A 12,064-nucleotide genomic window follows, 5' to 3' on the forward strand; every position below is an offset into this window, starting at 1 on the left:
GCGCACATGTGGCGGGGCACCATAGATCGAGGGTCGGCTACGTGTGGCCACCATGCCGACTCACGGACACGCGGTTCGGGGCCGGTGTGGCGCTGACTACGCTCTGTTGAACTCGGGCATCTGGGCGATCGACTCACAGTCGTTGTGTGGTACTGACCGGGTTGAGAGGCCCAGCCCGGCCTTGCCGCTCTGCCGCCGTGAGCACGGCCAAGGCGCTGCGCCTGGGCGCGGTGCGCGTTCCTTCCAGCAGATTCTTCGTCGGCTGGAGTACAGCGCTTGTGAGCCCCTGAGCTGCGGTGATGGTGTATTTGGTGGCCTTACGGATCGGTTGGTCCGTGTATAGCTGGATTTTGGCTGTCATGGCCTGCGTATGAGTGGAGGTGACTATGGACAGCAGGAAGGGTGACGCGTTACGGGTGTCGCCCGCGTGGGTGGTATTTCATGGCACATGTCGTAGGAACCATCCACGGGCGTCCAGTTGGTCCAGGGCGAGTGCGTAAGTCCAGGTCAGAATGCAGCTTGGCGCGCGACGTACGGGATTGCCCGGGCAGCCGCCGGTGCCCAGTCTGCGCCACCACCATTGCCTTATTCCTCAGGGCCGCAATGGCGGCAGAACTTGTGCGTTGATTAGCTGGACAACCTTGACCGCGGATGCGCTGACCGCGAGGCGGCCCTGGCCGGTAGAGGGGAGTGGACGGGTGCGCTCGGCGTCGTGTCGACGAGGCGCGATGCGGGGGCCTCGGCGGCTGGGTGGCAGCGGCCTCCATGATCCCTCGATCGTTTCCGACGGAGGTCTTGACGAGTCCTGCCTCCGGGTCATCGTTTCCGACGCATAGACATCAGATGTCTGACGTCAGATGTGATCGCCGAACGAAGAGGTTCCTGTCATGTCGCTCTCCGATGACCTGGCCGAGCAGTTGCTCACCGCGATCATCGACGGCCAGTACCCGCCGGACTCCGCCCTCCCGCCCGAGGGAGAGCTCTCGCAGCAGGGCGGGGTCAGCCGCCTGACCGTGCGCGAGGCGGTCAAGCAGCTGCGTGCGCAAAACGTCGTCCGAGTGGTGCGCGGCCGGGGCACCTACGTCAACCCGCCGGATCGGTGGACCGCGCTGGAGCCGGTGGTGCGGGCGGCCTCGCGGACCTCGAGCGGCGCCCTGTCGGAGCGGCTGATCGAGGCACGGCGGCTCATCGGGAACGGTGCGTGCGAGCTGGCCGCCTCCCGCCGCACCGACGAAGACCTGGATGTGCTGCGCCAGCACCTGGCGGTCATGCGGGAGGCCGCCGACGCGGGCGACACCGAGCAGTTCGTGCAGGCCGACATCGACTTCCACGACACGGTGATGCGGTCGACGGGCAATCTGTTCGTCCCGCTGCTCTTCGAGCCGTTCGGACCTCTGCTCGTCGAGGGGCGCCGGGAGACATCGGCCGTCCCGGAGATCCGTACGAACGCCATCGCGCACCACGAGGCGGTGCTCGCCGCGCTGGAGTCCGGCAGCCCCGAGGCCGCCCGGGTCGCCATGGACGGCCACATGAACCAGACCGCCGACGACCTGCGCACCCATGTGATCAAGCGCGACCTCGACTGACGCCCCCCGACCCTCCCCAAACTCTCCGTTAGAGACCAGGAACTCGCCATGTCCCTACCCCTCCATGCCCAGACGGGACCCGTCAGCGAGGCCGCGGTGCTGGAAGGACTCCCGCCCGTCCGCGAGGTGAGTGCCGCCGAGGTGGCCGCCCGCCTATCCGGTGGCCCCCGTCTCGTCGTCCTCGACGACGACCCGACCGGCACCCAGACGGTCGCCGACGTCCCGGTCCTGACCTCCTGGACGGCGGACGACCTGCGCTGGGCGCTGCGCCAGGACAGCGCCGCCTTCTTCGTCCTCACCAACACCCGCAGCCTGTCGCCCGAGGACGCCGCCGCCCGCAACCGCGAGGTCGTCCGCGCCCTTCACGAGGCCGCGGCCGCCGAGGACACCGGTTACGAGGGCGGCCACGCCACCGCCGTACTCACCAAGCCCGCACCCTCGGAGACCGACGTCCGCCCGCCGTCCTTCGGCATGGTCCTGGCGCTGATCGTCACCCCGATCCTGCTGATCCTCCTTGGCACCGTCGGCCAGAACGCGCTCGCGGAGGGTTCCACCCTGCGCGCCGTCCTGACCGTCCTCGGTGCCCCGATGGTGGCCCTGCTCATCGACGTCGCCCTGTGCGGCTGGTTCCTGGGCGCCCGCCGTGGCTGGAACCGCGCGCACATCGCCGAGGTCATGGGCCGCGCTGCCGCCCGTCGCGATGGTCATCCTCGTCGCCGGAGCAGGCGGTGTCTTCGGCAAGGTCCTGGTCGCCAGCGGCATCGGTGACGCGATCGCCGACGTCCTGGACCGCACCGGGCTGCCCGTGCTGGTGCTCGGCTTCCTGACCGCGCTCGCCCTGCGCGCGGCCCAGGGGTCGGCGACCGTCGCCCTCATCACGACCGCCGGCATCCTCACCCCGCTGCTCCAGCGCGCCGATCTGTCGACGGGTCAGCTGTCGCTGGTCGCCCTGGCGATGGGCGCGGGCGCCCTGGCCCTGTCCCACATCAACGACGCCGGGTTCTGGATGTTCACCAAGCTCGCCGGTCTCGACGTGGCGGCGGGCCTGCGCACCTGGACGGTCCTGACGACCGTCATGGGCTGCGCCGGCTTCGTTCTCACCGCCGCGCTGTGGCCTCTGGTCTGAGACCTGGCGCCACGCGCGGATCCGCCCGCCCGAGCCCCGACCGGCCCGGGCGGGCGGCTGTTGGTGTCGGTGCTACTTCTTTGCGCTCCTGTAGCCGGTGACCTTGGCGATCCAGGCCACGAAGTCGGGCAGGTCGATGTTGGCGCCGTGGCCCTGGTCCCAGTAGTAGAGGTGGTTGACGTCGTCGCCGAGGGTCGCCGCGGCCGCCGCCAGGTTCGCGGAGATGACGTGCGAGGTGTCGGTGTCGTTGGTGCCGAGGCGGATCCACCAATGTTTGGTCCGCTTCGGGTTGGCCTTCTCCACGAGGTGGTACATCGGGTTCATCAGGTCGAGCTTGGCGGGGATGTCGCTCGCGACACGCTTGGTGGTCAGGCCCGTGGTGTCGTTCTTGGCGCCGTACGCCGTGAAATGGCGGGCCTTTGTGGTACCCGCGCCGAACTCGTTGTTCTCGCCCGCCGACAGGTCGAAGGCGTCGAATGCCGGGGTGGTCTTCTTGCGGGCGCCGACGTGGGTGAGGAAGTCGGCCCAGGTGAAGGTCGCCTTGCCGTTCGCCCAGGTGATGAAGGTGTTCTTCGCCAGGTAGGTCTCGCGGTCGGAGTCCGACAGGGCGGTGAGGTAGGTGGTGGCCGAGGGCTCCAGGTACTGCTTGAGCAGGTAGTCGTCGTAGTTGCGGGCCGTGAGCGTGGCGAAGCCCGAGCCCTTCAGGCCGCGCAGCTTCAACTTCGCCTGGTACTCGGCGAACTGCGACTGAAGATCCTTGGACACCGTCTGGTCGACGACCTTGCCGGTGGACTGGGTGACGTTGGTGCCCCAGTTCCACTCGTAGGCGCCGTCGGCGTGCTCCAGGTCGGTGATCGGGCACCAGGCACCGGTGGCGAAGATCGCGTCGGAGGCGTCGGCGGCGCCGATCTCCTCGAGGAGCTTGTCGTAGAGCGGGCTGTCGCCGGAGGCGCCGAGCAGGGAGGACAGGGCGCCGCCCGCGCTCACGCCGGCGGAGACGATCCGGTCGGTGTCGCCGGGGATGCGGCCCTTGTTGGCGCGCAGATACCGCACGGCCGCCTTGAGGTCGATGATCGCCGCCGGTGCCGTGCCGTAGTACTCGCCGGCGGAGTTCGTCGTCGTGCGGCCTCGGGCGCCGGGCTCGACGACGACGTAGCCGGCCAGGAGCGCCATCTGCGGCATGGCGGCCGCCCCGCCGCCGCTGGGCGGGGCCGGGGAGGCCGTCGCGGAGGCGGATGCCGTCGGAGACGCGGACGGGCCGCCGCCACCCGTGGGGGGCGTTCCGCCCATCGCCGCCCCACCGATGCCGGTGGCCGCCGCCACGGAGGACTCGACGTAACCGGCGATGACGTTGGACAGGACGATGGGCGCGTTCGAGGCGTCCACGGCCTTGCCGTCGATCTCGACGGGCACGCTGACGATCAGACTCTGATACTTCTCGTCGACCGGCTTGGAGACGTACGTGATGGCCTTCCAGAAGTGGTAGGTCACGTCGTGCGCGGTGCCGCCGGTGTCCTTGAGAGTTGTCGTGATCTCGGTGTAGCCGTCCGGATCGAAGACCAGGCCGTCCGAGGAGGACGAGGAGGACGACGAGTCGGAGGCGGTCTCGCTCGACGCCTGCGCGCTGACGGCGATGCCGCCGACCGCCGCGACACCGGCGGTCGCACCGATCCCCAGAACGACCGACCTACGCTTCATTGCCTTGTGCTTCAACTTGATGTCCTCTCCGGAAGTGTCCCGCCGGTGCTCACGGATGGTCGCGGACCGAGCGATCCGCTACTGCGAACGTAAAGAATTGTTGACGATGATGCCAACAATCCTGCTCGTTTCATGGGGGCCCATATGACCTCATGGGCGGCTCACAGCGACGTCCCGCCCGGTGCACAGGAGAACTTCCGAGTGCGCGGGAGCAGCCCGAGCGCACGGTGCGGCTCATCCGGGAGTGGGCCGCCGGGTGATCGTACGGAGGGGGACCGTCGACCGTCCTCGTCGCTCACCGGCCGAGCAACTCGTCAGGAGAGCCGAGAGTCGAGCAGTCGGCGGCTGTGGCTCCGTGGATCGCGGTGCGCTCGCGTCTTCGGGGGGCGAGTTCCTCCATGTCGACGATGGCAGATCGGGTGCAGCCGGGGCCGTAGAACACCTTGAAGTGGTCGACCGGGCGCTTGGTGAGCGGATGGGTGGTTGAAGGGGAGGGCGCTCTTTCGGCACCATCTCCGCCGCCGAGCAGGGAGGCGTTGCCCGGGGTGATCCCGCTGTCGGCGTTGCGAGCCCAAGTCGGCCATCAGGGATGCCCGCCCGGCCTGGGGCGGACTCGACCGGTTCGCCCGCGTTTCTGTGGGTGGCGGAGCCTCTCTGTCTCTGTGAGTCCCCTAGTTAGTTGACGATATTGTTGACGATTCTTTGGAGCGACCCTAGGGTCTCCATCACTGCGCAGGAGTGCGGGTCGGCATATGAAAGGGAGAAAGATCAGTGAAACGCCGAAGTCTCCTTGCCGGAATCGTCGCCGCAAGCGCCGTTCCCGCCGTGGCCGGGGTTTCCTCCGGCTCGGCGAGCACCAGCGTCACCGGGACACAACTGGCCGCAAGCTCCGGGCACATCGTCGAGGGCACAGCCATCACCGAGGTGTTCGGGGACGGGCAGAAGCTCACCGCCGTGACCCTCGAGTACGACACGGAAATCGACGCGTCGAAGCTGTCGCCGGCCACGTTCAAGGTCACCGACAGGACCGTGACCAACGTCTACGCCAACACCGCCGCGGCGAAGGCGGGACACGGGACCAACGGTCGCTACGTCATCATCGAGCTCTCGCCCCTGGACGAGGCGGCCCGCCTGTACGAGGACGGCTTCTCCGGTTCGTCGTCCTCCTCGCAGCAGCCCACCGCCTCCGCCTCGGCTTCGCCGTCGTCGTCCGCGACCGTCTCGCCGTCGGGCTCTCCGACCGGTGGCCCGGGCGGAGGTGGAGGCATGAAGAGTCCCACGCTGAAGACGGCGTCGGCCGAGGTGACCCAGGTCGGCACGGTGACCACCACCGGCGGCGACGCGTACGCCGCGAACAGCACGGCGATGACGACGAGCAAGGTCGACAACCTGATCGTCGACGACTTCCAGCAGCTGAAGTACACGGACGCCGACACCGGCAGGTCCCTGCAGTACAACCTGTTCGTGCCCAAGGACTACAACAAGTCCAGGTCGTATCCCATGGTGCTGTTCATGCACGACGGGGGCACGGCCAGCACGAATCCGCTCATCACGCTGGCCCAGGGGCTCGGGGCCGTCATCTGGGCCACTCCGTCGGAGCAGGCCAAGCACGATTGCTTCGTCCTCGCACCGCAGTTCACCGGCGAGGACGACGAGGGCAGCGACGGCAACGCACCGGCCCTGAAGACCATCAAGGGGCTCATCGACTCGCTGGCCGGCAAGTACAGCATCGACAAGAAGCGGCTGTACACCACCGGCCAGTCCGGCGGAACGATCACGTCGATCGCACTCGACTTCACCTATCCCGACCTCTTCGCCGCTTCCTTCCTCGTGGCCGGCCAGTGGGACGACCTCTCCCAGGTCAAGCCGCTGGCCAAGCAGAAGATCTGGGCCGTGGTGTCCGAGGGTGACGAGCAGGCCTATCCCGGCATGACCGGCATCATGGACACCATCGAGAAGGCGGGCGCGAGGATCAGCCGCGCGGTCTGGGACGGCCAGCTGACACCGGGTGAGTTCGCTCCGTACGCCGCCCGGATGCGGGCCAGGAACACCCCGGTCAACTTCGTGGCGCTGAAGAAGGGCACGGTGGTCTGGCCCGGCCTGACGGAGAACTCCGTCGACAACCACGTCTGCACCTGGCGGGCCGCCTACACCATCGAAGGAATCCGGGACTGGCTCTTCGAGCAGAAGAAGAAGTGAGCCGGTCAATTCCGTGAGAAAGCGGGCCGGTCCGCAGGTGCGGTCGACCCACGTGCCGGACTCAGCCGGTGCTGCCGAGGGCCGGCGCGAAGCCGAGGCGCGTCAGGCGCTGGTCGGCGACGCACTCCAGGTACTACCGCAGCCCGGCCTACAACTACCGGGGTACGCACGCGCCCCGGGGCACGGACACCACCAACCCGATCGAGTCGGCGGACGGCGCGGGTGCCTACTGCGAGGCGGAGAAGTACTACCTCTTCGGGAGCCTGTACGGCACCGACCGGCCCTGGACGGACCAGGACCACGAGATCGCCGACACCACGTCCTCGTACGCCGCCCGTTTCGCCGCCACCTGAAACCCCAACGGCCGCGCCCTTCCGACGGGCCGCCCTGCGCACCGGCAAGCCGCTGTCGATGGAACTCGGCGACGGCTTCGCGCCGATCCCACGCCGACAGCGAGGCGCAGCTCGCCTTCCCCAAGGCCTACCTGCTTTCCCAGGCCACGGAGTACTGACGGACCGCGCAGTGCACCCCGGCACAGGCGCCGCAATTGCCCCCCACACGCACCGAGTTGGAACGGAGACCAGGCATGCCCGTATTCACCCGTTGGTGTCGCAGGAGAACCGCCACCCTTCCCGCCGTTGTGGCCACCGTGCTCGCCCTCGTGACCGGTGGGAGCGCAGCGCTCGCCCCCGGTTCCCCGGGTGCTGCGCAGGCCGTCGAAGCGGTCGATGCCCGCGCGGCGAGTAGCACCACGTCCGGTACAGCGCCGGCCGTTCCCTGCTCCCAGGTGGCGTCCCTGGACCTCGCGGCCGCCGTGCCCGGTGTGCCGTTCGAGATCACCTCGGCCGCGGAGGTGGCCGGAGCCGACAACACGCTCGGGAACTGGGCGTACTGCAATGTGCAGGGCGTGATCGCCCCGCAGATCCACTTCCAGCTGCGCCTGCCGCAGACCGGCTGGCAGGCCGACTATCTGCAGCTCGGCTGCGGCGGCCTGTGCGGCAACGTCAACACGGGCAACGCCGCCGCGTCGTACGGCTGCGTCCCGCTGACCGACGGCGCCTTCGCGGTCGGCTCCAGCGACGAGGGCCACTACCAGGGCGGCGGCCTGTTCTCCACCGACCCCACCCTGCGCGCCGACTTCGGCTACAAGTCCGACCACCTGCTCGCCCAGGTCGCCAAGGTCCTCGTCAAGCAGTACTACGGCCGGCCCCCCACCCACTCCTACTTCGACGGCTGCTCGCAGGGCGGCCACCAGGCCCTGACCGAGGCCCAGCGCTACCCGACCGACTTCGACGGCATTGTTGCCGGGGCTCCCGCCAACAACTTCACGGCGCTGAACACCTTCTCGCACGCCTGGACTGCCCAGTCCGTCTTTCTGAACGGCGGCCCGGCGACCATCACCACGGCCGACCTCGCCCCACTCCACGCGGTCGTCCTCAAGGGCTGCGACGCCCCCGCCGACGGGATTGTCGCCGACCCCCTGGCCTGCGACTGGGACCCGGCGAGCATCAAGTGCGAGGCAGGACAGGCCTCCACCGCCTCCGACTTCTGCCTCACCGCCGACCAGGTCACCACCTTGCGCCGCATCTACAGCGGTCCGACCGACGAGCACGGCGAACTCCTCTACCCGGGCTACCAGTTGCGCGGTTCGGAACTGAACTGGGCCGGGATCATCGTGCCCACGACGGCGACCGGTACCACCGGCGACATGAGCTTCGTCCGGGAGACCATCCGCTACCAGGTCTTCGACGAGCCGCACCCCGAACTGACTTACAGGGACGTCAAGTTCACGTCGGCCTACTTCAAGAAGATCATGCAGTCGAACGAAGGCATGTATGACGCCACCGACCCTGACCTGACCGCGTTCAAGAAGGCCGGCGGCAAGCTGATCCTCTGGCACGGTCTGGGCGACCAGCACATCCCGGCTGTGGGCACGATGGCGTACTACAAGGCGGTGCAGAAGGTCATGGGCGGCGCGGCGGCCACCAGCAGCTTCGCCCGGCTGTTCCTGCTTCCGGGTGTCGCGCACTGCGGCGGTGGACAGGGACCGGACAAGCTGGACGCGCTGACGGCGATCGTCGACTGGGTCACCGACAACCAGGCCCCCGACAGCCTCCTCACCACATCGGTCGACAGCACCGGCAAGACCACCGCGACCCGACCCACGTACCCCTTCCCGTACGTCGCCACGAACACCACGGGCGAACCGGCGGACGAGGCGAGCAGCTACACCCCCCGTACTGTCCACGGCGGAGGCGAACCTGACCCTGAACTGGCTCGGCTCGTTCCGCTCCGGCTACGAGACGGTCGGCAACTGGGTCCACGGCAAGTGGGTGGTCAGCAAGGGCAAGGCGTAAGCTGACCGCCACCCGCCGGCCCAGCCCCGCGCACGCCCTTGGCGCCTGCGCGGGGTGCCGTCGTCGTGGCGTGAGCGGGCTGGGCTCGAAGCGCGGATCGGGACGTCGTCCAGTGCGGGTGTCCGACAGATGCGGGCGTCGTCCATGCGTCGGCCGGACCCTCGGCCACGCTGTCCGGCCGGTGGCGCGGACCGAGGGTTCCCGGTATCACGCTCGCCCGGCTGCCGTCGTCCGTGGCCGCCTCACACCCCGGCTCAGCCTCAGCTGCATGGCGAAGGCGGGCACCCGCCTCACCGTCCCGATCGAGGTCAGGGCCCGGCAGCCGCCAAGTGCGCCGTCCGGTCACGACGGCGGCCACCCCTGGAAGAACGCCAGCGGGCACACCGGTGCGAACGGCAAGCGGCACCTCAGGCTCACCCACCCGGCCAAGCACAGAAAGGTCAGCCCCAAGGCCCTCTCGTCGACCGGCAGGGCAACACGGTGACCCAGACCCACCTGAACGCCCACCAAACCGTCACGGGACCCCCGCCGATGCTGTGCTGGCGGCGACCGGCCGACGGATCGGATCCGGGGCGCCGACGAGGTCAAGCGCAGTGATGGAAGGCCCTCGGTCCGGGCACCTGAGTCGCACGACTCCAGGCGGACCGACCCGTCGGCGGACCCGGCCCGGGCGCCGAACGTGACGTCCTGAGGACGGCAGACTCCGGAGGGGGGCGGTAGGGGGTCGGCGGTGGCACAAACTGGCCAGTATGTGCCGTATCTCCGGGTTGGGGCCTCGATCAACAACCAGCGCTTCGAAGGGCCGCACGCCTACGGCCCGCCGCCCCGGGGTCGTATCAGTAGCACGGAGCGGGAACGATGGCGATCGCGCAGCTCACGCCCGACCGCTACCACCCGGTCGCCGTCTTGCGGCTGCTTGAGAGGCGCCCACCCGTCGTCAACCGCTCCACGGGACTCGCCATCGACGGTCGGCAACCGGCGACGGCAACGTCGAAGGTCCCGCCCATGCGGGGGCCCGACGGCAGCCCGCACACTTCCTGGGCTCGCGGGCTCGGGTGAAGGGCGAACAGGGCCCTTTCCGGGCCTGAGCGCCGTGGCCCCAGGTGCGCCCACAGGATATTTGTCAGCAGATTTGGCCACTTCCATTGACGTGGTCTTGGCCGAAACTTATCTTCCTGTCGAAGTTACGCACGGCGTTCGAAATGTCGAACCCGCTGGCCGTCAAAGGGGACGTCCTTGTACCGCACCCGTTACTGGTTCACTCTCGCGGCTCCTGTGCCGGCCCTGTTCGCTTCAGTCGTCCCCCAGCCCGCCGCTGCGCTGTCCGCGGTCGCCGCCCCGCCCGGGCGATGACCCCGGTTCCTCGGCCGTTACCGGGCCCCACGCGACGTTCCGCGTCACGCGTCAGCAGGTCCTGTCCCGCAGGCACAGCGACCGTGAGCTTTCCCCTCTGCCCCACCTTCGCCCGATCAGGGCACCCGCAGAAAGACCGGAGAACGTACATGCGCGCTCTTCTCGCACGGCTGGCGGCGGTATTGGCCGCCGTCGGCCTGCTCCTCACCTCCCAGACGCTGACCACAGCCCAGCAGGCCGCTGCCGCCGACCCGGGCTACCTCATGGTGCACTTCACCGGTGAGGGGTCGACCAATCAGCAGATGTACCTCTCGCACAGCACGGACGGTCTGCACTGGAACGACCTCAACGGCGGCGGCATGGTCCTGCGCTCCACGGTCGGGACGAAGGGGGTGCGCGACCCCGCATTCGTGAGATCGCCTGACGGCAGCAAGTACTGGATCGTCGCGACCGACCTGTGCATCGGTTGCGGGCAGGGATGGGGTGACGCCCAGACCAGCGGCAGCCGCAACCTGGTGGTGTGGGAGTCCACCGACCTGGTCACCTGGTCGCAGCCGCGCCTCCTGAACGTCGCCGACGCGATCCCCGGCGCCGGTGACGCGTGGGCGCCCGAGGCGATCTGGGACCCGGCGAGCAATGACTACGTCCTGTACTGGGCGACGAACGCGCCGCTGAACGGCGTGACGAAGCACCGCATCTACTCCGCCCACACGACGGACTTCCGCACCATCACCACCCCGCAGGTCTACATCGACCGCCCCGGCACCCAGGGCATCATCGACACCCAGATCATCGAGGTGCCGTCCGGTGTCGGCAACTACCGCTACGTACGGGCCTCCGGCGACGGCCAGATCACGCTCGAAGGCAGCAACTCGATCCTGGGCACGTGGACGACCCTCGGCGACCTCTCCGGCGTCGGCCTCAGCGGCTCCCAGGTCGAGGGCCCGATGTGGATGAAGTTCAACGGCAGTAACCAGTGGGCCCTCTACCTCGACCAGTACGCCACCGGCGGCGGTTACATGCCGGTTCTGACGAGCGACCCGTCCAACCCGGCCGCCTACCAGAAGCAGGCGTCGACGAGCTACAACATGGGCGGCACCAAGAAGCGCCACGGCTGGATCATGAACCTGACGGCCGCCGAGGAGAGCCGCGTCCTCGCACGCTGGCCCAACACGACGGCCAACCGGCTCCAGTCGTTCAACTTCCAGGACCGGTACGTGCGGCACACCAACTTCGACGTGCGCATCGACCAGAACGTCAGCACCAGCCCGGACTCCCAGTTCCGGATGAGGACCGGCCTGGCGGGCACCGGCACCGTCTCCTTCGAGTCGGTGAACTTCCCCGGGTACTTCCTGCGGCACTCCGCGTTCGACTTCCAGCTCGTCTACAACGACGGCACCGCCGGGTTCGCCGCGGACGCCAGCTTCCGCCAGGTCGCCGGACTCGCCGACTCCACATGGTCGTCGTTCCAGTCCTACAACTACCCCGACCGCTACATCCGCCACTACGCGTACGAACTCAAGCTCGACCCCATCACCACCACGACGGGGCGAAGCGACGCCACCTTCCGCGTGACGAGCTGACCCGCGCCAACAGGAATGCCGGCGCCCTCACGGGGCCACCTCCCACCCGCCGCCCACCCGCCGACGGGGAAGGCGCCGGCATCCCCACCACGAGTGCCCTCGTGAGCGAGAGCGAACGACGGTGAAGACCTCTCGTACCGTCCGGCGGGCGAACGTGTCAGG

Annotated in this window: 7 protein-coding genes and 1 pseudogene; 7 read left to right on the forward strand and 1 reads right to left on the reverse strand. The window is 68.7% G+C overall.

The features are described 5' to 3' along the window. Positions 1 to 887: 887 nt before the first annotated feature. Both ACZ39I_RS19235 and ACZ39I_RS19240 read left to right on the forward strand, forming a co-directional pair. Positions 888 to 1,586 carry a FadR/GntR family transcriptional regulator gene (locus ACZ39I_RS19235; protein ID WP_467245538.1) on the forward strand — a complete coding sequence of 233 codons (699 nt, stop codon included), beginning with the start codon at positions 888 to 890 and terminating at the stop codon, positions 1,584 to 1,586. A 48-nt stretch (positions 1,587 to 1,634) separates the two neighbouring features. Next, positions 1,635 to 2,712: pseudogene (locus ACZ39I_RS19240) on the forward strand (GntT/GntP/DsdX family permease). A gap of 72 nt (positions 2,713 to 2,784) precedes the next feature. Here the strand turns inward: ACZ39I_RS19240 and ACZ39I_RS19245 are convergent. After that, positions 2,785 to 4,410, reverse strand: coding sequence for a subtype B tannase (locus ACZ39I_RS19245; protein ID WP_467245539.1), 1,626 nt, complete (start codon positions 4,408 to 4,410; stop codon positions 2,785 to 2,787). Positions 4,411 to 5,181: 771 nt separating this feature from the next. Between ACZ39I_RS19245 and ACZ39I_RS19250 the strand changes: the two genes are divergently transcribed. From ACZ39I_RS19250 to ACZ39I_RS19270, 5 genes are all read left to right on the forward strand, one after another. Next, the gene (locus ACZ39I_RS19250; RefSeq protein ID WP_467245540.1) at positions 5,182 to 6,609 is read left to right on the forward strand and encodes a hypothetical protein; all 1,428 of its coding nucleotides are present in this window, start codon (positions 5,182 to 5,184) and stop codon (positions 6,607 to 6,609) included. Between the two features lie 68 nt (positions 6,610 to 6,677). Further along, positions 6,678 to 6,962: a hypothetical protein gene (locus ACZ39I_RS19255; protein WP_467245541.1), complete on the forward strand. Its 285-nt coding sequence runs from the start codon at positions 6,678 to 6,680 to the stop codon at positions 6,960 to 6,962. Positions 6,963 to 7,396: 434 nt separating this feature from the next. Then, on the forward strand, positions 7,397 to 8,971 hold the full coding sequence (locus ACZ39I_RS19260; protein ID WP_467245542.1) for a tannase/feruloyl esterase family alpha/beta hydrolase: 1,575 nt from the start codon (positions 7,397 to 7,399) through the stop codon (positions 8,969 to 8,971). A gap of 263 nt (positions 8,972 to 9,234) precedes the next feature. Next, on the forward strand, positions 9,235 to 9,450 hold the full coding sequence (locus ACZ39I_RS19265; protein ID WP_467245544.1) for a hypothetical protein: 216 nt from the start codon (positions 9,235 to 9,237) through the stop codon (positions 9,448 to 9,450). 1,018 nt (positions 9,451 to 10,468) lie between these two features. Continuing rightward, positions 10,469 to 11,902, forward strand: a complete 1,434-nt coding sequence (locus ACZ39I_RS19270; protein ID WP_467245545.1) for a glycoside hydrolase family 43 protein — start codon at positions 10,469 to 10,471, stop codon at positions 11,900 to 11,902. Positions 11,903 to 12,064 lie beyond the last annotated feature (162 nt).

The organism is Streptomyces sp. NPDC024687 (genome assembly GCF_055559055.1).